Below are 18,119 nucleotides of genomic sequence, written 5' to 3'. Positions count from 1 at the left end.
TCCCCTTCCCCACCACCCGGAGTGCACCATGGACCTCAGCGCCATCGGCAAGGCCGTGCTCATCGCCCGCGAGGGCCGGCGCCTTCATGCCTACCGCGATTCCGTCGGCGTCTGGACCATCGGGATCGGCCATACCAGCGCGGCCGGTCCGCCCCTCGTCACCCCCGGCCTCGTCCTCACCCCGGCCGAATGCGACGCGGTGTTCGACCGCGATGTCGTCCGCTTCGTCGCCGCCGTGCGGGCGGCCGTGACCCGCCCCCTGCCGCAGCACGGCTTCGACGCCCTCGTCTCCCTCTGCTTCAACATCGGGCCGGCGGCGTTCGGGCGCTCCACCCTGGTCCGCCGCCTGAACGCGGGCGACGACGACGGCGCGGCTCAGGCGATGATGATGTGGGACCGGCCCGCCGCCCTCATTCCCCGCCGGGGCGCCGAGCAGGACCAGTTCCGCACACCCTACGCGCAAGCCCTGCCCCGCGCCCGGCGCGGCGACCCCGCCCCCATCGCGGCTCCGGCAGCCCCCCGGTTCGCCCCGTCGGCGGCGCGCCGCACGGTTCCGCGCGTGGCGAGCGCCGCCCCGGCCGGGACCGCGCCCGGCTGGTTCGCCCGGGTCTGGACCGCCCTCGGCGGCCGTCCCCGCGCCTGAACCCGTCCCGTCCCCCTGGAGACCGTCGCCCCATGCCGCCGATCCGCATCGCCCTCGTCCTCGCCCTCGTGTCCACCCCCTGCGCCGCCCTCGATCCCGCCAGCGTGGTCGTGCCCTGGGGCGACGCCGTCGCGGTGGCGGCGCAGGCCGTCACCGGCCTCCTGCTGCCCCTCGCCGTCACCGCCGCCACGGCGGCCCTGGCGCGCCTCGCCGGCCCCCTGCGCACCCTCGTCACCGCCACCCTGGTGGAACGCCTCGTGCGCAACGTCGGCGATTACGCCGTCAACGCCGTGGCGGGCGCCGTGCGCGGCCGGACGCTGAGCGTCCCCGTGGGGTCCGCCGTCATCGCCCGGGCGGTGCAGCGCGGCCTCGACGAGGCCCCGGCCTGGCTCGTGCGCGCGGCCGGGGGACGCGAGGGACTGGCCGAGAAGGTGTTCCGCAGCCTGCCGCTCGCCGAGGAGGCGACCCTCGCCAACACCCTGCGCCCGGCCGTGGAGGCCGTGCGAACGGGACGTCGCACCCCTTGATGTGAAGGAGCCGCGCCATGGAAAAGCTCGCCCTGGAGGGGGCACGCCTGCTGTTCTCCCATGACGGGGCCGGCTGGATCGTCGCCGTGCTCATGGGTCTCGCCTGCCTCCAGCTCCACCGGGAGACCATGCGGACCCAGGATGCCCGCCTCGGCGACACCGGCGCCACGGCCACCGCCCTGGAGCGGGCTTCGCAGACCAACGTCGCCGTGGCCGCCGCCCTGGAGAGCCGCACCCGGGTGCTCGAAGACCTCTCCCGCCTCGTGAGCGAGATGGCCCGAAGCATCGAGCACGGCGACGAGCGCAGCCGCGACAAGCTCGACGCGATCCTGCGCCGCCTCGGCGAGGGCCGCCCGTTTTCGGCCCCCTAGTGCATCGATCCAGACGGAGGCTTCAGCCGTGTCTGGGAAAATTGATGCAAAACAAAAGCCTCGTGCTCTGGCGCATGAACGAAGTGATTGCGTCACAGCACGAGGGTATCGTCCGCCGGACCGGAGGCCGGTTCGGCGAAAGAAAATACGATTCAGCAAACGGATAGGGCGTTTTTCGTGACCCGAGGATCGCGGACGACGCCCTCATCGCCCCCCGATCGAAGGTGCCGCCATGTCCCGTTTCTTCCGCACCGCCCCCTCCGCCCGGAACCAGGCGGCGCAGGCTCGCCTCGGCGCCGCGCGCCGGCGCTTCGACCTCTCGTCCATCGCCCTGCGCCAGGCCGCCCTCGACCTTGTCGAGGGGGAACGGCGCGTCAGCGCCGCCCTGCGGACGACCCTGGCACGCCTCGACGCATCCCCCGCCTCCGCCGCATGAGCGCCGCCCCTTCGGCGCGTGGAACCGAACCGCGCCGGTTCCGCTTGCACCGGCATTCAGGGCGCATTCAGTGCCCGAACCCTACTCCGTGATTCATGCGCATCGTCCTCGCCCTGTTGCTGATCGGCCTGACCGTCGCGGGTTTCGCGATGGGATCGCTCGGCACGCAGGCCGAGGAGACCAGTCCGGCCGCCATCGTGTCGTCGGTGCAGGCAGCCCCCCGCCCCGAGACCTGCCTCAGCGCCGCCGACCTGCGCGAGGCGGTGGCCGAGAAACGGGTGATCGAACCCGTCGCCGCCATCCGCTCGGCCCGCAAGGTGATTCCCAGGGCCGAGATCCAGCGGGCGCGCCTGTGCCGGCACGACGAATCCCTCGTCTACCTGCTCACGGCCTTGCGCCGGGACGGGCAGTTCGTCCACGTGATGGTCGATGCCACGACGGGCGAGATCAGCGGCCCCTGAAGTCGGCATAACCAGAGGAGTGCGGGACCGTGCGTCTGCTCGTGGTCGAGGATGACCGGGACATCAACCGGCAGGTGGTCAGCGCCCTGGAGGAGGCCGGCTACGTCGCCGACAAGGCCTTCGACGGCGAGGAGGGCGGCTACCTCGGTGAGAGCGAGCCCTACGACGCCATCATCCTCGACATGGGCCTGCCCAAGGCCGACGGCGTCAGCGTGCTGCAGAAATGGCGCCGGGCCGGAATCAAGACCCCGGTCATCATCCTGACGGCCCGCGACCGCTGGTCCGACAAGGTCGACGGCTTCGATGCCGGCGCCGACGATTACGTGACGAAGCCGTTCCACATGGAGGAACTGCTCGCCCGCGTGCGCGCCCTCCTGCGCCGCGCCGCCGGCCACGCCACGAGCCAGATCGCCTGCGGCCCCGTGGTCCTCGACACGCGCTCAGGGAGGGTGTTCGTGGACGGCAACCCGATCAAGCTCACGAGCCACGAATACCGGCTGCTCTCCTACCTCATGCATCACACCGGCCGCGTGGTGTCCCGCGCCGAACTCACCGAACACCTCTACGACCAGGATTTCGACCGCGATTCCAACACCATCGAGGTGTTTGTCGGTCGCCTGCGGAAAAAGCTCGCCGTCGACCTCATCCAGACCGTGCGGGGGTTGGGGTATCTCGTGGACCCGAACCAGCCGCCGTCGCGGGTGTGAGACGCGTGGCGCTCGGTCATGACGATGCGCAGGCGCCTTTTGCTCACCAAACGAGCCGGGGTTCGAGGAACTTCCGGCTCAGGGTGCTTCGTCCGTTGCCAGATCCGTGTGTGAAAAATCATTGCCCTTGAAGAGAAGCGGCACCTCACGGCTACGAGCCGAGGCATAGGCGAAGCAATCGCCCATGTTGAGTTGAGCCGGATGCCCCTGGCCCTTGCCGTAGCGGACAAAAGCATCGCGAGCGACATCGGCCTCTCCGGGAAGAATCGAAACGACCCGGACTCGCGCTGCTTCGAGGAGCAGCCGAACATCCTCCCGCGCCGACGCAATGCCGCCTTCGCACTGCCGCGCGATGGCCAAAACCGTTTCATAGACGGCCAGTGGCGAAGTCATGGGAGCCGAAGCGGTCTCGAGGCGGTCGGCCAGGGCCTGCGCATCCGGTTCACGCAAGATCATGGCAACGAGGGCCGAGGCATCGACGAACACTTAAGGATTGCCATTAAGCGCGTCGTAGAAGGCCTTGTCAGCGACGAGGCCCGTCGCCGCCCTGGAGAGCGCACGGTCCTGGATCGGGCGAATTCGCTCCCACAGGCTCGGGAGCCCGTCCGTGCGCTTCAAGGCATCGCCGACGGCGCGCTTGATGGCTTCGTTCGGCGAAATGCCGTCGCGCTCCGCCAGGACCAGCACGAGGCGTTCGGTCTCGGGATCGTGGATGTCGAGGCTCATCGTCGAATCTCCGTTCGGATGATGTACAGACGGAATGCGTCACCGTTCAACCGTCGCGAAGGCTGAGGGTCGTCGGGACCACCCCTCACGGCAATCGCCCGATCCCGCATGAGCCCCTCCCCCGCATGAGCCCGTTTCCCGCCTGGCTTCCCCTGCGCCGGCGCTCCATCGCCGTGCGCCTCGCCACTTCCGCGCTGCTGGCGAGTTCGGCGATCCTGCTCATCGCCGCCGGCATCCTGACGACGCTCTACCGGGAGAACACCGAGCGGGCCTTCGACAGCCGGCTCCTCGTCTACGCCAACAACCTCGCGACGGATCTGGTCTCGCCGAACGATCCCGAGAGCCGGTCCTTCACCCTGAGCGATCCGCGCTTCGACCTGCCCCTATCGGGCTGGTACTGGCAGATCGGGCGCGCGGACGCGAAACCCCGCGACCTGCGCACCTCCCGCTCCCTCGTGGGCGTGCCCCTGAAGGCCGCCAGCACCCCCGACTCCAAGGCCGGGGTCGGCCAGATCCGGCAAGGCTACGGCCAGGCCCAGGACGACCGGCCCCTGCGCATCATCGAGCGCGACGTCGATCTCGGCGAGGAGGGCCGCTACACCGTGCGGGTCGCCGGCCCGGCCGACGAGATCGCCAACGATGTCGGGCGTTTCCGCTTCTCCCTCATGGTGACGTTCGGGCTGCTCGGCCTGTCGCTGGCGCTCACCACCCTGCTGCAGATCCGCTTCGGCCTCGCGCCCCTGGCCAAGCTCAGGAACGCCCTCGGCGCCATCCGCCGGGGCGAATCCGACCGCATCACCGGCGAGTATCCCCGGGATATCGCGCCGCTGGCCGGCGAGGTGAATCTCCTCATCGAGACCAACCGCGAGATCCTGGAGCGCGCCCGCACCCAGGTCGGCAACCTCGCCCACGCCCTGAAGACGCCGCTCTCGATCATCGTCAACGAGGTCGCGGCGGCGGATGCGCCGGGCGACCTCTCGAACAAGATCCGCGAGCAGGCCGCCGTGATGCGCGATCAGGTGAACTACCACCTCGACCGGGCGCGGGCGGCGGCCTTGGCCGGAACGCTGGGCACCTCCACGGAGGTCGAACCGGCCCTCGCCGGGCTGGTCCGCACCTTCGGCAAGATCTACCGCGACAAGGACATCGCCTACACGGTGCACGTGCCGTCGGGCCTGCGGTTTCGCGGCGAGCGCCAGGATTTCGAGGAGATGATCGGCAACCTCGTCGACAACGCCTCGAAATGGGCGGCGCGCCAGGTCTCCATCCGGGCCGAGGCCGTAGCCCAGGACGACTATCCCCACCTCATGGTGTCCATCGAGGATGACGGGCCGGGCCTCGCGCCCGAGGACCGGGCGGCGGTCCTCGGGCGGGGCCGGCGCCTCGACGAGACCAAGCCGGGCTCCGGGCTCGGCCTTTCCATCGTGGCCGATCTCGTCACCCTCTATCGCGGCCGGTTCCGCCTCGAGGCGGCGAGCCTCGGGGGGCTGCGCGCGGTGATCGAAGTGCCCGGCGACGCACCGACCGGAGCGGGACCGCACGCGTGAGGCGGGCGCCGCGAGGAGGGCGGTTTGCGGGGCCGGCCCGCACGGCTAAGGTCGCGCCGCGCAAACCTTCGCGTGACACCGTGTCACCGTGGGTTCGCATCGTAGGGGCCGGAGCGTGGCCTTACATGCGGGCGCTGGGGGATTTCGAGGCGTGATGACGGCACTCTGGTTCATTCTGGCGCTCATGACCGGCGCGGCGGTGTTCGCCCTGCTCTGGCCCATGTCGCGCCGGGCCAATCCTCCGGCGGAGGCCGGCGGTCTGGCGACGGAGGCCGCGTTCTACGAGGACCAGCTGCGCGAGATCGAGCGGGATCTCGTGCGCGGCCTCATCGCGCCCCCCGAGGCCGAGGCCGCGCGCACGGAGGCCGGACGGCGCCTGCTGCGGACGAGCCGGACGGACGTTCCCGCCATTCCCGGCATCGCCGAGCCGGCCCTGCGCCAGCGCCGGGCCGCCTCCGCCTTCGCCCTCTCGACGATCCCCCTCGTGGCCCTCATCGCCTACGGGCTCTACGGTTCGCCCCACATGCCGGCGCAAGGGGCGGCCGAGCGTCAGGCGGTGCAGAACGGCGGACAGGAACTCCTCAACGCCATCGCGCAGATCGAGGCGCGCCTCGCCAGCGACCCAAAGGACGGGCGTGGCTGGACCGTGCTCGCCCCCGTCTACATGCGCATGGGCCGGTTCGACGACGCCGCCCACGCCTACGAGGCCGCCACCCGCCTCCTCGGCGAGACCCCGCAGCGTCTCTCCGACTGGGGCGAGGCCCTCATGGCCGGCAACAACGGCGTGATCTCCCCCCAGGCCAGGGCCCTGTTCGAGCGGGCCGTGGCCCTCGACGGCACGGCGGCCAAGCCGCGCTTCTACCTCGCCCGCGCGGCCGAACTCGACGGCGACATTCCCCTGGCGATCCAGCGCCTCACGGCCTTGGCGGAGACCGCCCCCGCCGATGCGCCGTGGCTGCCCGCCGTGCGCGACAACCTCACCCGCCTCAAGGGCGAGGCCCCGAAGGCCGATCCGGCTCGGCCAGGGGCCGGCGCCGCCCCCGAGGCCGGTGCCGCCGCCGCCCTCCAGGCGATGCCCCCCGAAGGCCGGAATTCGGCCATTCGCGGCATGGTGGACGGCCTCGACCGGCGCCTGTCCGAGAAGGGCGGCACGGCGGACGAGTGGCAGCGTCTCGTCGGCTCCTTAAGCGTCCTCGGGGAGCGCGACCGGGCCAGGACCGTCCTGGCCAAGGCCCGCACGGCCCTGGCCTCCGACGCGGCGGCCCTGCAGGGGCTCGACGCATTGGCGAGCGAATTCGGGCTCACCCGCGAGGGCGCGGATAAACCGGCGCCGACCGCGCAGGATCGGGGCGAAGCCCCTCAGGCGGGCGATGCGAAGGGTGCCGCGTCGGAGGCCGGAGGCGCCCCCTCCCCGGCGGACGCCGCGCGGGCCGGCACCGAGGCGGCGGTGGCCGCCGTGAAGGCCATGCCGGCGGCCGAGCGCGACACGGCCATCCGCGGCATGGTCGCCAGCCTCGATCGGCGCCTCGCCGCGAAGGGCGGGAGCGTCGACGACTGGCTGCGCCTCGTCCGGTCCTACGCCGTGCTCGGCGAGCGCACCCAGGCGATCCAGGCCCTCGACCGCGCCCGCATGGCCCTGAGCCCCGAGCCCCAGGCCAAGGAGCGTCTCGACGAACTCGCCCGCGAACTCGGCCTCGACGCGCCGCGCCCCTGACAATCGGTCCTGGACGTCGACCTTGACCCGGGCGTCGCAGAGTCCGAAACCATCTTGCATGGACGAGGCGGGACACGGTCCGGTTGCCGCGAGGCGCCGACGCCGTCCGGCCTGACGGCGTCCGTGACGCCACAACCCGAGACGGGACGACCCGCGTGACCCGCAAGAGCCGCCGCCTGATCCTCATCGCCGCCTGCGGAGCCGTGCTGGCCCTGGCGCTGGGGCTGATCCTGTCGGCCATGAGCGGGTCGATCGTGTTCTTCCGCTCGCCGAGCGAAGTGGCTGCCCAGGGCGTCGCCCCCGGCACCCGGTTCCGCCTCGGTGGCCTCGTGAAGGACGGCTCCGTCCAGCGCGGACCGGACCAGACCGTGGATTTCGCCGTGACCGACACCAACGCCACCGTGCAGGTGCAGTATCGCGGCCTCCTGCCCGACCTGTTCCGCGAGGGTCAGGGCATCGTGGCCGAGGGCCGTCTCGAACCCGGCGGCATCTTCCGGGCCGACACGGTGCTGGCCAAGCACGACGAATCCTACATGCCCCGCGAGGTCGCCGACGCCCTCAAGGCGCAGGGGCGCTGGCAGGAGGGCAAGGGCATGGTCGAAAAGCCCGCCGAGGCCAAGCCGGCGGAGGCCAAGACGGCGGACACCAAGCCCGCCGACGCGAGCACGGCGATCACCGACAAGACGCTCGGGCAGCGCAGCGAGCGATGATGCGAAAATTCCTCCTCAAGGACTGTATCCCGTGCTGATCGAAGTCGGCCACTTCGCCCTCGCCCTGGCGCTCGCCCTGTCCCTCGTCCAGGCGGTGATGCCGGTCTGGGCCGCCCGCTCGGGCGATCAGGCCCTGCGCGCCGTGGCGACGCCGGCCGCGCTCGGCGCCTTCGCCTGCATCCTGTTCAGCTTCGGCGCCCTCACCTACGCCCACGCCACCTCGGACTTCTCGGTCCAGAACGTGGTCGAGAACTCGCACACGCTGAAGCCTTTCCTCTACAAGCTGTCGGGCGTGTGGGGGAACCACGAGGGCTCGATGCTGCTCTGGGTGCTCATCCTCACCCTGTTCGGCGCCCTGGTGGCGGTCGCGCGCAACTCCGTGCCGCCGACCCTGCGGGCCAACACCCTCGCGGTGCAGGGCCTCATCACCTTCGTGTTCGTGCTGTTCATCATCACGACCTCGAACCCGTTCACGCGGGTGAGTCCGGCCCCGGTGGAGGGCAACGACCTCAACCCGCTGCTGCAGGATTTCGGCCTCGCGATCCACCCGCCGCTCCTCTACGTCGGCTATGTCGGGTTCTCGATCACCTTCGCGTTCGCCATCGCGGCCCTCATCGACGGGCGCATCGACGCCGTCTGGGCCCGCGCCGTGCGGCCCTGGACGCTCACCGCCTGGAGCTTCCTGACCCTCGGCATCGCCATGGGGTCGTACTGGGCTTACTACGAGCTCGGCTGGGGCGGCTGGTGGTTCTGGGACCCGGTGGAGAACGCCTCCCTGATGCCGTGGCTCGCCGGTACGGCCCTGCTGCACTCCACCGTGGTGATGGAGAAGCGCGACGCCCTGAAGGTGTGGACGGTGCTGCTGGCCATCCTGACCTTCTCGCTCTCCCTGCTCGGCACCTTCATCGTCCGCTCGGGCGTGCTCACCTCGGTGCATTCCTTCGCCACCGACCCGACGCGGGGCATCTTCATCCTCGCCATCCTGATCCTGTTCATCGGCGGCTCGCTGACCCTGTTCGCGTGGCGGGCGCCGATGCTGCGCCAGGGCGGCCTGTTCGCGCCGATCTCCCGCGAGGGCGCCCTGGTGATGAACAACCTGCTGCTGGCCGCCGCCTGCGCCACGGTGTTCACCGGCACGCTCTATCCGCTGCTGCTCGAATCCCTGACGGCGGAGAAGATCTCCGTCGGGCCGCCCTTCTTCAACTACACCTTCATCCCCCTGGCGGTGCCGCTGCTGCTCATCGTGCCCTTCGGCCAGACCCTGGCGTGGAAGCGGGGCGACGTGCACGCCGCCTCCCAACGCCTGTTCGCCGCGCTGGCCGTCGCCCTCGTGGTCGGGCTCGCGGTGCTGGCCTACACCTGGGGCGGGCCGATGATGGCCCCCGTGGGCATCGGTCTGGGCGTCTATCTCGTCATCGGGTCGGCCCTGGAGATCGTGTCCCGCGCCCGCGGCTACGGCGCCAGCCGGGCCCGCGGCGCCGGCGTGGTCTGGCGCCGAGCCATGGGCCTGCCGCGTTCGGCCTGGGGCACGGCGCTCGCCCATGCGGGCGTCGGTGTCGTGGTGCTGGGCATCGCCGCGCAGGGCTGGGCGACGGAGGGGCTGAAGACCTTGAAGCCGGGCGAGACCCTGGCCTCCGGCCCCTACGTCGCCACCCTCGACCGGGTCGGCCCGCGCATGGGCGAGAACTACTCAGAGACGACCGCCTTCCTCACCATCCGCAACCGGGCCGGCGACATGATCGGCACCGTCGAGACGGGCAAGCGCTTCTATCCGAGCCGCCGCATGACGGTGACGGAATCCGGCCTCCTCACCATCGGGGCGAGCCAGGTCTATGCGAGTCTGGGCGAGGTGATGCCGGAGGGCGGCAGCATCGGCCTGCGCCTCTACTACAAGCCCCTGGTGCTGCTGATCTGGCTCGGCGCCGTGGTCATGGCGCTCGGCGGCGCGGTGTCCCTCACGGACCGCCGCATGCGGGTCGGCGCCCCGGCCAGGGCCAAGGCGAAGGCCCTGCCGGCCGGCATGGCGGCGGCGGAATGAGCGCCGCCCCGCGCGTCGCGCTCCTCCTCGCCCTCGGGGGAGCCCTTCTCACCGCCGGGGGGGCGCACGCGGTCCAGCCCGACGAGGTCCTGAAGGACCCGGCCCTCGAAGCACGGGCGCGGGACATCTCCGCCGGCCTGCGCTGCCTCGTGTGCCAGAATCAGTCCATCGACGATTCCGACGCGCCCCTCGCCAAGGATCTGCGTCTCATCGTACGCGAGCGCCTCCAGGCCGGCGATGACAATGAACAGGTCCAGGCCTACGTCGTCGGCCGCTACGGTGAATACGTGCTCCTGCGGCCGGTCTTTGCCCTCCACACCCTGCTCCTGTGGCTGACCCCCCTCGCCGCCCTGGGCCTCGGCCTGTTCGGCCTCTGGCGCCTGTCCCGCCGCCGTGCCGACCCCGCGCCGCAGGGCCTCACCGCCGCCGAGCAAGCCGAGATCGCCGCTCTCACGCGACGCGACTGACCGCCCTCCGCGCGACGCGGACAGCCGGCTGGACCCGGCCGGCACCGTCACGCCAGGGGCATGACCCTGCATTTTATTCATGCCTCCGGCAAATTTTTCCAATATCCATGCACCAAAAGCATTTGTGCGATGCGAAAAATCCCTCTTCGCGATGCACAATCCTCCCGGCATAAAGCGGTCTCCCGGTGCAACCGGCTCTCCGTACGGGCACTCCCGGCGGACAGTAACCGCACAGGCCATTCCCATGCGCTCCACCCTCCTCGCCACCGCCGCCTTGCTGTCGTCCCTCGCCGCTCCCGCCGCCCGGGCCACCGAACTCGAAGCCGCCAAGCCGATCTCCATCGACCTCGCGACCTTCCGGGGCACGGCCTATTACACCCCGACCAAGGACGGGTACCGCGTCGTCGCCACCCTGGCCTCGGTCAATTCCGGCTCCGACCAGCCGCCGGTGATCCGCCTGATCACGACGCTCAACGCCGACCAGACCGTGCACCTCTCCGTGCCGGGGGCGCTGGGCGCCGATGGCCGCGAGACCACCATCGCGTTCTCGCGCCGGGGTGACCGGATCGACGTCGCCTCCGCCGACTGATCCGCGCAGCGGCCCGTCCACCGTCCGGTGCGGCGGACGGGCCGCGATTGCCTTTGGAAAACTCTAATTCCCTCAATCGCTTAGCCGCCTCGATTTAAACATTCGGCAAGCCGCGCCCCGTCATAGGCTCGGAGGTCTTTCCGAACGGACGAAGGTCGATGCGGTTCAAACTCGGTCAGGTCGGACGCGGTCGCGCCGTTCCCCGACAATTCACCCTGAGCGGAAAGCTCGCCCTGGTGCTCGGGGTTCTCTCCCTCGGCACCCTCGGGCTCGCGGTCTTCAACGATTGGGCGGCCGGGCGCCAGCGGCTGCACGCCGCGACGGTGGAGGCCGTGTGGGAGCGCGCCCTCTCGGCCCAGGATCTCGCCCTCGCCATCGAACGGACCGTCGTGGCGGCCGATGCCGTCTACACGGCCGACGACGTCGACGGCGCGCGCACGCAGTTCTCGGCCCTCAAGCAGGCGCTGGCCCGCGTCACCGAGAGCAAGGCCGCCCTGCTCGCGCGCCTCGACGGGTATGTGCCCGATCCGGTCCGGCGCAAGCTCGACCTCATGCTCACGGAATTCCAGTCCTATCAGGCGGACACCGCCGAACTCGGTCTCACCGTCTCACCGAAAGCCGCCCTGATTCAGGGAACCGATGAGGCCACCGTCGCCAGCCGTCGGCGCATGGTCGCCGAAATCACCGCGATCGGGCAGGCGACCATGGCCGACCTCACCGATGCGCGGGCCGCCGCCGCGATCCTGGCCGAGCGGACGCGTCTCGTCACCATCCTGGCCGCCGGCGCCATCGTCCTCGCGACCCTCGCCCTGGCCCTCTGGATCGTCGCCCGCGAGATCCGCCGTCCCCTCGACGGGCTCGGTCGCGCCATCCGGCGCCTCGCCGACCTCGACCTGGCCCCGGAGGTTCCGCTCACCGGGCGGCGCGACGAGTTCGGCGCCATGGCCCGATCCATCGCCGTCCTGCGGGGCGCCATCATTCAGAAGGTGGCGTCCGACGCCGACGCCCTCTCGGCCATCGCCCGGGAGGCCGAGCGCGCCACGCGCCTCGGCACGGCGACTGAAGCGTTCGAGGCCGAGGCCCGCAATGTCGTGGCCGATCTCACCAGTGCCGCCCACGCCATGACCGCCGCCGCCGCCGCCGTCGGAACCGCCGTCGATCTCACCCGCGATCAGGCGAGCCTCGTGTCCCAATCCGCCGCGCAGGCCGTCGACGCCGTGCGGGAGGCCGGGAGCGCGCGTCGCGACGTCGAGGCGGCGAGCGCGGTCATCGACGAGCAGGAGCCCGTTCGCGCCGCCCTGTCCGATCTCGCCCGTCGCGAGATCGCCACCACCCGCGCGGCTGCGGACGCCCTCGAACGCGCCGGAAGCCGCATCGGGCACGTCGTCGGGACCATTTCGGGCCTTGCCGCGCAGACGAACCTCCTGGCCCTCAACGCCACCATCGAGGCCGCCCGGGCCGGGGACGCGGGCCGGGGCTTCGCCGTGGTGGCCGGCGAGGTGAAGGCCCTCGCCGCCGAAACGGCCCGCGCCACCGAGACCGTGGGGGGCCAGATCGCGGCGATCCGTTCCGCCACGACCGAGACCCTCGAGGCCCTCGAAGCCATCGCCGACACCCTGATGCAGATGACGCGGGCCGATGCCGCCCGGGCCGAGGCCGGGGCCGCGCAACGGTCCGCCAGCCAGCGCATCGGGGTGAGCATCACCGATGCCGAGGCCAGGGCCGAGGCCGTCTCGGGCGGCATCGCCACGGTGGGGGGCGCCGCCGCCACCTGCGCCGAAGCGGCCGATTCGGTGCGGGGCGCCGCCGACCGGGTGGCGGCAGCCAGCCGCGCCCTCGACCACCGCATCACCGACTTCCTCGACCACGTCCGGGCGGCGTGAGGCGGCCCGACGCCTCGCTTTCGCCCCACTGAGCCGAGACTAGTGGCGACGGCCCACGCATGGCGGAGGGCGGCGTTTACGCTTTCTTCACCATGACCCGCGAGCGTCCCGCTCCATGCCCCGTCCCGCTCCGACCACCCACGCCCTGACCGGTCTTTGCGCCCTGGTGGCGAGTGTCGCGGCCAGTCCTCCGGCCCAGGCCCATCCCCACGTCTTCGTGACCTCGAAAGCCGAGATCGCCTACGGCGAGGGCGGGCGCGTCACCGGCATCCGCAACGCCTGGACGTTCGATCCCTCCTATTCCGCGTTCGTTGTGCAGGGTCTCGACACCAATGGCGACGGCGTCTACTCGCCCGAGGAATTGGCGAGTCTCGCCCGCGAGAACACCGCGAATCTCGCCGAGTTCGGCTACTTCACCAAGCTCAAGATCGCCGGCAAGGAACAGCTCTTCGCCGATCCCACCGAACCGCGCATGAGCATGGAGGGCGGCAAGCTCACCATGACCTTCCTGCTGCCCCTCAAGACGCCCGTGGCGCCGGGGCGCGGGGTGGCGGCCCTCGAGGTCTACGACCCCACCTACTTCGTCGCCTTCGCGTTGTCGGAGGATTCCGACGCCGCCCGTCTCTCCGGGGCGCCCTCGGGCTGCGCCGCCACAGTGACCCGGCCGAAACCGGAAGCCGCCAAAACCGCCGACGCCAAGGCCGGCATGTCGGAAGCGTTCTTCGAAGCCCTGACCGCCGCCTCCAACTACGGCAGTCAGTTCGCCAACCGGATCATCGTCGCATGTCCGTAGGCGTCGCCCTCGCGGCGCGGCCGCCGTCCCTCTTCGGCCGCCGCCTCGCGCTGGCGGTCGGCGCCACGGTGATCGCCGCCGGTCTGCTCACGGGTCTCATGCTCGTCCTCGGGCCGGACGTGGCGACGCCGCCGCCGCGCTCGCCCTTCGGCATCGGCTTCCGCGAGGCCGCGCCCTCGGCCACGGGCCTCGGCGGCTGGATCCTCGCCCTGCAATCGAGCTTCTCCCGCAGCCTCCAGGGCGCGCTTCAGGCCATCAAGGCCGGGGGCGGCTGGGGGCCGATGCTGCTGCTGGGCTTCAGCTACGGCATCTTCCACGCCGCCGGTCCGGGCCACGGCAAGGCGGTGATCGCCGGCTACATCGTCGCCGGGGAGCGGGCGCTGGTACGGGGCTTTTCCTTGAGCTTCGCCGCCGCCCTGCTGCAAGCCCTGGTGGCGGTCAGCCTCGTCGGCATCGGCAGCCTCCTCCTCCACGTCACCGCCGCCGCCATGACCCGCGCCGGCACCGTCATCGAGACCGTGAGCTTCGCCCTCGTGGCTTTACTCGGTCTCACGATCACGTGGCGCAAGGCCGGGCGCCTCGCCGCCCTGGGGCGAGGCGTTCCGGCGAAGGCCTGCGGCGCGGATTGCGGCCACGTCCACCTCAGCGACGGCGCGGCGCTCGCCCGCCTCGGCACCTGGCGCGAGCGGGCCGGCGTGGTGCTGGCCGCCGGCTCGCGCCCCTGCGCCGGGGCGGTGCTCATCCTGGTCTTCGCCGCCTCGCAGAACATGATGGCGGCCGGCATCGCCGCGACCTTCGCCATGGCGCTCGGCACGGCCCTCACCACGGGGGCGCTGGCGAGCCTCGCGGTCTTCGCCAAAGCCCTCGCCCTGCGCCTCGCCGGGGGCCGGGGCGAGGCCGGCGCCCGGGCGGTGGCCGGCCTCGAACTCCTGGCCGGCGCCTTCGTCCTCGTGCTGGGTGCCGCCATGCTCAGCGGCCTCGCCTTCGCGTCCGGGAACTAGACTTCAGGCGCGCCGGGTGATCCGGTCGGTGCCCAGATCCAGTTCGACGGTCTCGCAGTTGTCGAGCCACACCCCCGTGAGGTGGAAGAAGAACGTGCCGTGGCCCACCACCGCGATGGTGTCCTCGGGCCGGGCCGCCAGCCAATCGCGAAACCCCGTGACGCGATCGTCGAACAGGGGGCGGGGCTCGACATGGAGGCCGTCGGCGTCGGGCTCGCCCTCCGCGTGCCACCAGATCTCGGGCAGGTGATCGACGGCGACGTCGGGGAACTCCGCCGCCAGGACGGAGGCCGCCCGGCCGATGTCGCAGCTGCTCTCCTGGCACTCCCGGTGCAGCACCTCGACGAGGATCCTGGGCGCGGCCGGGTGGCCGGTGAAGATGCCCTTGGTGGTCTGGATCGCCCGCGTCAGGGGCGAGGTCACCACGAGGTCGAAGGGGATGGCATGAAGCCCCTGGCGCGCCGCCGCCACCTGAGCCTGCCCCCGCTCGGTCAGGCGGGCATCGATATGGCCGGGGTCGCGCCCCGTGAGGCGGTGGGCGGCGTTGAAGGTCGATTCGCCGTGGCGGATGCAGACGATGCGCGTCGGGGTCATGGAGGTCCGGTCGGGAATGGCGGGGCTTGCCGTCGAAATAGGCTCCGGGCCGCAGGGCGGAAAGGGCGCCGGGGGTCGCCCTCGTCAACGGAGCGTCAACCCGAAGGGCCTTGAGTACTCCCGACACTCCGCAGGATCGCTCGATGCTTCAGCCGACCCCGCCGCCACCGGACAGCCTGGCGTTCCCGGGCGACACCGCCCTGCGGACCGCGTTCGGGACGTGGCAGGACGAATTGCTGCGCGAGCGCCGGATGTCGGCCAACACGGCCGAAGCCTATGCCCGCGACCTGCGCCAATTCCTCGCCCACCGGCAGGCCCGGCACGGATGCCCGACCATTCCGGGCCTCATCGCGTTGAAACCCCGCGACCTGCGCGGCTTCCTGGCGGCGCGGCGGGCCGAGGGGGTCGGCGGCCGCTCGCTCATGCGCCAGCTCGCGGGCCTGCGCTCCTTTGCCCGCCACCTCGACCGCGAGGGCCACGGCACCGTAGCGGCGCTCGGCGCCGTGCGTTCGCCGAAGGTGGAGCGCCGCCTGCCCCGGCCGATCCCGATCCCCGCCGCCAAGGCCATGACCGGCACGGGCCTGCGCGACGGCGAGGACCGCGAGCCCTGGGTGATCGCCCGTGACGCGGCGGTGATCGCGCTCCTGTACGGCTCGGGGTTACGCATCTCGGAGGCGCTGGGCCTGACCGCCAAGGACGCGCCGGGACCGGGCGTCGATTCAGTCACCGTCCTCGGCAAGGGCGGCAAGATGCGGATGGTGCCGGTGCTGCCCGCCGTGCAGCAGGCGGTGGCCGCCTATCAGGCCGCCTGCCCCTACACCCTCGACCCGGACGGGCCGCTCTTCCTCGGCGCCAAGGGCGGCCCGCTCTCGCCCCGCATCGTGCAATACGCCGTGGCCTCCATGCGCGGGGCGCTGGGCCTACCGCCGAGCGCGACGCCGCACGCCCTGCGCCACTCCTTCGCCACCCATCTGCTGGGCCGCCAGGGCGAATTGCGGGCGATCCAGGAACTGTTGGGCCACGCCTCGCTCTCGACGACGCAGCTCTACACCAAGGTCGATGCCGCCCGGCTGATGGACGCGTTCGATGCGGCGCATCCGCGGGCGGGCGCGGGCCGGTTGGGTTCGGGGACTTCCCCGTCAGCGTCGACCGCGTTCATCGCGCGTGGTGTATAAGGTCGACCGTCGCGCCACAGGGAGTTCGCGTCATGAGGCGCTGTGTCGTTTTGGCCGCCTGGGCCGGTCTCGCATTACCGGAGGCCGCTCTGGCTCTAGGAAACCCGGCCTCCGTTTTCTGTGAAACGATGGGCGGGCAATCCGTCATCGCCAAGCTCTCCGACGGGAGCGCGATCGGGCTCTGCACCCTGCCGGGCAAGAAGATCGTCGAGGAATGGACGCTCTTCCGAATGTTTCAGGGCGTGAAGCCTGCCCCGAACGACAACCCGTTCCGGTAGCCCCTCCGAGACGGCGGGGGGCAATCCCGGCACTCCTCATCGCGCCGCGTACTGGGTTTCGGCACGCGGTTCAGAGCGTCAGGCTTCCGCCCCACCGGTCAACCGCTCCAACACCCGCGCCCGCCCGATGAGGGGCAACAGCCCGGCGAGATCCGGCCCGTGCTCCAGGCCCGTGAGCGCGAGGCGCAGGGGCATGAACAGGGCCTTGCCCTTGGCGCCCGTGCGGGCCTTCACCGCGCCGGTCCAGGTCTTCCAGGTCTCGGCGTCCCAGGGTTCGGCCGGCAGCAACTCGGCGGCCGTGGCGATGAAGGCGGGATCGGTGATCACCGGCGTGACGGGGCCGGTGACGACTCGCCACCAATCCCCGGCCTCGGCGACCTTGGCGAGGTTGGCGCGCACCGCGAGCCAGAACGGCTCCGCGACATCGTCAGGCACTCCGAGGGTGCCCAAGCGTTCGGCGACCTCTTCCACCGGCATGGCGTGGATGAGCCGGGCGTTGAGTCCGTCGAGTTCGTGGGGATCGAACTTTGCGGGTGCGCGCGAGATGTGGTCGAGATCGACGAGGGCGGCCAGCTCGTCCAGGGACGCCACCGCCCGCACGGCCTCGGCCGAGCCCGTGAGGACGGCGAGCGAGCGAACCGCCGCCGGCTCGTAACCGGCTTCGCGCAAGCCGCGCAGGGACAGATGGCCGAGGCGCTTCGACAGCCCCTCCCCGTCCGCCGTGGTGAGGAGGTTGTGGTGGCCGAAGACCGGCACGGGATAGCCGAGCGCCTCGAAGATCTGCACCTGCACGCCGGTGTTGGTGACGTGGTCCTCGCCCCGGATCACGTGGGTGATGCGCAAGTCCGCGTCGTCCACCACGGAAGGCAGGGTGTAGAGGTAGGTGCCGTCCGCCCGGATCAGCACGGGATCGGACAGGGAGGCGCAATCGACCTGCGCTTCGCCGCGCACGAGGTCGGTCCAGGTGACGGTCCGCGGTTCGAGCTTGAACCGCCAATGGGGCTTGCGTCCCTCGGCCTCCAGGGCGGCGCGCTCGGCCTCCGTCAGGTTGAGGGCCGCCCGGTCGTAGATCGGCGGCTGGCCGCGCCCGAGTTGGCGGCGGCGGCGGCGCTCCAGTTCTTCTTGCGTCTCGTAGCAGGGATAGAGCCGCCCGGCCGCCTTCAGGCGCTCGGCCGCCGCGTCGTGGATCGCGGCCCGGTCTGACTGGCGGGCACGCAGATCCGGCACGATGCCGAGCCAGGCGAGGTCGGTCTCGACGGCGTCGGCAAATTCCTGCGTCGAGCGCTCGCGGTCGGTGTCGTCGAGGCGCAGGAGGAAGCGTCCGCCGCGCGCGCGCGCGAACAGGGCGTTCAGCAGCGCCGGCCGGGCATTGCCGAGGTGGAGATAGCCCGTGGGCGACGGCGCGAAGCGCACCAGGGGCGCGGCAGGATCGGTGGTGGTCATGGGCAAGCGTCTAGCA

21 protein-coding genes are annotated in these 18,119 nt (G+C 71.5%); 17 read left to right on the top strand and 4 right to left on the bottom strand.

From position 1 onward, the window contains the following. The first annotated feature begins 28 nt into the window (after positions 1-28). The 6 genes from BM249_RS03425 to BM249_RS03400 all read left to right on the top strand — a co-directional run bounded on the left by BM249_RS03425 (position 29) and on the right by BM249_RS03400 (position 3,145). Positions 29-643 carry a lysozyme gene (locus BM249_RS03425; RefSeq protein WP_091969025.1) on the top strand — a complete coding sequence of 205 codons (615 nt, stop codon included), beginning with the start codon at positions 29-31 and terminating at the stop codon, positions 641-643. A 32-nt stretch (positions 644-675) separates the two neighbouring features. Then, on the top strand, positions 676-1,170 hold the full coding sequence (locus tag BM249_RS03420; protein ID WP_091969023.1) for a hypothetical protein: 495 nt from the start codon (positions 676-678) through the stop codon (positions 1,168-1,170). Positions 1,171-1,187: 17 nt separating this feature from the next. Then, positions 1,188-1,541 carry a hypothetical protein gene (locus BM249_RS03415; protein WP_091969020.1) on the top strand — a complete coding sequence of 118 codons (354 nt, stop codon included), beginning with the start codon at positions 1,188-1,190 and terminating at the stop codon, positions 1,539-1,541. A gap of 232 nt (positions 1,542-1,773) precedes the next feature. Beyond that, entirely contained in the window at positions 1,774-1,977 is a 204-nt protein-coding gene (locus tag BM249_RS03410; RefSeq protein ID WP_091969018.1) for a hypothetical protein, read from the top strand. Positions 1,978-2,072: 95 nt separating this feature from the next. Next, positions 2,073-2,438, top strand: coding sequence for a PepSY domain-containing protein (locus BM249_RS03405; RefSeq protein WP_091969016.1), 366 nt, complete (start codon positions 2,073-2,075; stop codon positions 2,436-2,438). A 29-nt stretch (positions 2,439-2,467) separates the two neighbouring features. Next, positions 2,468-3,145 (top strand): response regulator transcription factor, encoded by a 678-nt coding sequence (locus BM249_RS03400; RefSeq protein ID WP_091969014.1) that lies wholly within the window; start codon positions 2,468-2,470, stop codon positions 3,143-3,145. 78 nt (positions 3,146-3,223) lie between these two features. Here the strand turns inward: BM249_RS03400 and BM249_RS03395 are convergent, their stop codons facing one another. After that, positions 3,224-3,631 carry a type II toxin-antitoxin system VapC family toxin gene (locus BM249_RS03395; protein ID WP_091969012.1) on the bottom strand — a complete coding sequence of 136 codons (408 nt, stop codon included), beginning with the start codon at positions 3,629-3,631 and terminating at the stop codon, positions 3,224-3,226. Then, positions 3,632-3,871: a type II toxin-antitoxin system VapB family antitoxin gene (locus BM249_RS03390; RefSeq protein ID WP_091969010.1), complete on the bottom strand. Its 240-nt coding sequence runs from the start codon at positions 3,869-3,871 to the stop codon at positions 3,632-3,634. It abuts the gene before it with no gap. 125 nt (positions 3,872-3,996) lie between these two features. Between BM249_RS03390 and BM249_RS03385 the strand changes: the two genes are divergently transcribed. The 9 genes from BM249_RS03385 (at position 3,997) to BM249_RS03345 (ending at position 14,613) form a co-directional block, all read left to right on the top strand. Then, positions 3,997-5,418 (top strand): sensor histidine kinase, encoded by a 1,422-nt coding sequence (locus BM249_RS03385; protein WP_091969008.1) that lies wholly within the window; start codon positions 3,997-3,999, stop codon positions 5,416-5,418. 154 nt (positions 5,419-5,572) lie between these two features. After that, positions 5,573-7,132 carry a c-type cytochrome biogenesis protein CcmI gene (gene ccmI, locus BM249_RS03380; RefSeq protein WP_091969006.1) on the top strand — a complete coding sequence of 520 codons (1,560 nt, stop codon included), beginning with the start codon at positions 5,573-5,575 and terminating at the stop codon, positions 7,130-7,132. A 155-nt stretch (positions 7,133-7,287) separates the two neighbouring features. Beyond that, positions 7,288-7,842, top strand: coding sequence for a cytochrome c maturation protein CcmE (gene ccmE / locus BM249_RS03375; protein WP_091969004.1), 555 nt, complete (start codon positions 7,288-7,290; stop codon positions 7,840-7,842). A 31-nt stretch (positions 7,843-7,873) separates the two neighbouring features. Then, positions 7,874-9,880 (top strand): heme lyase CcmF/NrfE family subunit, encoded by a 2,007-nt coding sequence (locus BM249_RS03370; RefSeq protein WP_091969002.1) that lies wholly within the window; start codon positions 7,874-7,876, stop codon positions 9,878-9,880. Further along, entirely contained in the window at positions 9,877-10,347 is a 471-nt protein-coding gene (locus tag BM249_RS03365; RefSeq protein ID WP_091969000.1) for a cytochrome c-type biogenesis protein, read from the top strand. Before BM249_RS03370 ends, BM249_RS03365 begins: the two co-directional genes overlap by 4 nt. A 244-nt stretch (positions 10,348-10,591) precedes the next feature. Beyond that, on the top strand, positions 10,592-10,936 hold the full coding sequence (locus tag BM249_RS03360; protein WP_091968998.1) for a hypothetical protein: 345 nt from the start codon (positions 10,592-10,594) through the stop codon (positions 10,934-10,936). Positions 10,937-11,094: 158 nt separating this feature from the next. Then, complete coding sequence (locus BM249_RS03355) at positions 11,095-12,819, top strand: methyl-accepting chemotaxis protein (RefSeq protein WP_091968996.1); 1,725 nt, start codon at positions 11,095-11,097, stop codon at positions 12,817-12,819. A gap of 115 nt (positions 12,820-12,934) precedes the next feature. Continuing rightward, the gene (locus BM249_RS03350; RefSeq protein ID WP_091968994.1) at positions 12,935-13,612 is read left to right on the top strand and encodes a DUF1007 family protein; all 678 of its coding nucleotides are present in this window, start codon (positions 12,935-12,937) and stop codon (positions 13,610-13,612) included. Beyond that, complete coding sequence (locus tag BM249_RS03345; RefSeq protein ID WP_091968991.1) at positions 13,603-14,613, top strand: nickel/cobalt transporter; 1,011 nt, start codon at positions 13,603-13,605, stop codon at positions 14,611-14,613. The genes BM249_RS03350 and BM249_RS03345 overlap by 10 nt, the downstream gene beginning before the upstream one ends. Before the next feature lie 3 nt (positions 14,614-14,616). Here BM249_RS03345 and BM249_RS03340 read toward each other — a convergent pair whose 3' ends face one another. Continuing rightward, the gene (locus tag BM249_RS03340; RefSeq protein WP_091968989.1) at positions 14,617-15,207 is read right to left on the bottom strand and encodes a histidine phosphatase family protein; all 591 of its coding nucleotides are present in this window, start codon (positions 15,205-15,207) and stop codon (positions 14,617-14,619) included. Between the two features lie 143 nt (positions 15,208-15,350). On the opposite strand from BM249_RS03340, the gene BM249_RS03335 reads away from it, so the two are divergent. Beyond that, positions 15,351-16,382 (top strand): tyrosine recombinase XerC, encoded by a 1,032-nt coding sequence (locus BM249_RS03335; protein WP_091968987.1) that lies wholly within the window; start codon positions 15,351-15,353, stop codon positions 16,380-16,382. Positions 16,383-16,414: 32 nt separating this feature from the next. Next, entirely contained in the window at positions 16,415-16,660 is a 246-nt protein-coding gene (locus BM249_RS03330; RefSeq protein ID WP_091968985.1) for a DUF333 domain-containing protein, read from the top strand. A gap of 78 nt (positions 16,661-16,738) precedes the next feature. On the opposite strand, the gene gltX is transcribed toward BM249_RS03330, so the two are convergent. After that, entirely contained in the window at positions 16,739-18,103 is a 1,365-nt protein-coding gene (gene gltX, locus BM249_RS03325) for a glutamate--tRNA ligase (protein WP_091968983.1), read from the bottom strand. Positions 18,104-18,119: the final 16 nt, after the last annotated feature.

This window comes from Methylobacterium gossipiicola, from assembly GCF_900113485.1.
GTDB classification, from domain to species: domain Bacteria; phylum Pseudomonadota; class Alphaproteobacteria; order Rhizobiales; family Beijerinckiaceae; genus Methylobacterium; species Methylobacterium gossipiicola.
This window is presented reverse-complemented; position numbering and strand designations above follow the sequence as displayed.

Coding starts and splice junctions, on each gene's coding strand:
- BM249_RS03420 (WP_091969023.1), top strand. CDS start 676: ATGCCGCCGATCCGCATCGCCCTCGTCCTCGCCCTCGTGTCCACCCCC.
- ccmI (WP_091969006.1), top strand. CDS start 5,573: ATGACGGCACTCTGGTTCATTCTGGCGCTCATGACCGGCGCGGCGGTG.
- BM249_RS03345 (WP_091968991.1), top strand. CDS start 13,603: ATGTCCGTAGGCGTCGCCCTCGCGGCGCGGCCGCCGTCCCTCTTCGGC.
- BM249_RS03415 (WP_091969020.1), top strand. CDS start 1,188: ATGGAAAAGCTCGCCCTGGAGGGGGCACGCCTGCTGTTCTCCCATGAC.
- BM249_RS03385 (WP_091969008.1), top strand. CDS start 3,997: ATGAGCCCGTTTCCCGCCTGGCTTCCCCTGCGCCGGCGCTCCATCGCC.
- BM249_RS03360 (WP_091968998.1), top strand. CDS start 10,592: ATGCGCTCCACCCTCCTCGCCACCGCCGCCTTGCTGTCGTCCCTCGCC.
- BM249_RS03355 (WP_091968996.1), top strand. CDS start 11,095: ATGCGGTTCAAACTCGGTCAGGTCGGACGCGGTCGCGCCGTTCCCCGA.
- BM249_RS03330 (WP_091968985.1), top strand. CDS start 16,415: ATGAGGCGCTGTGTCGTTTTGGCCGCCTGGGCCGGTCTCGCATTACCG.
- BM249_RS03405 (WP_091969016.1), top strand. CDS start 2,073: ATGCGCATCGTCCTCGCCCTGTTGCTGATCGGCCTGACCGTCGCGGGT.
- BM249_RS03365 (WP_091969000.1), top strand. CDS start 9,877: ATGAGCGCCGCCCCGCGCGTCGCGCTCCTCCTCGCCCTCGGGGGAGCC.
- gltX (WP_091968983.1), bottom strand. CDS start 18,103: ATGACCACCACCGATCCTGCCGCGCCCCTGGTGCGCTTCGCGCCGTCG.
- BM249_RS03335 (WP_091968987.1), top strand. CDS start 15,351: ATGCTTCAGCCGACCCCGCCGCCACCGGACAGCCTGGCGTTCCCGGGC.
- BM249_RS03425 (WP_091969025.1), top strand. CDS start 29: ATGGACCTCAGCGCCATCGGCAAGGCCGTGCTCATCGCCCGCGAGGGC.
- BM249_RS03410 (WP_091969018.1), top strand. CDS start 1,774: ATGTCCCGTTTCTTCCGCACCGCCCCCTCCGCCCGGAACCAGGCGGCG.
- BM249_RS03340 (WP_091968989.1), bottom strand. CDS start 15,207: ATGACCCCGACGCGCATCGTCTGCATCCGCCACGGCGAATCGACCTTC.
- BM249_RS03390 (WP_091969010.1), bottom strand. CDS start 3,871: ATGAGCCTCGACATCCACGATCCCGAGACCGAACGCCTCGTGCTGGTC.
- BM249_RS03350 (WP_091968994.1), top strand. CDS start 12,935: ATGCCCCGTCCCGCTCCGACCACCCACGCCCTGACCGGTCTTTGCGCC.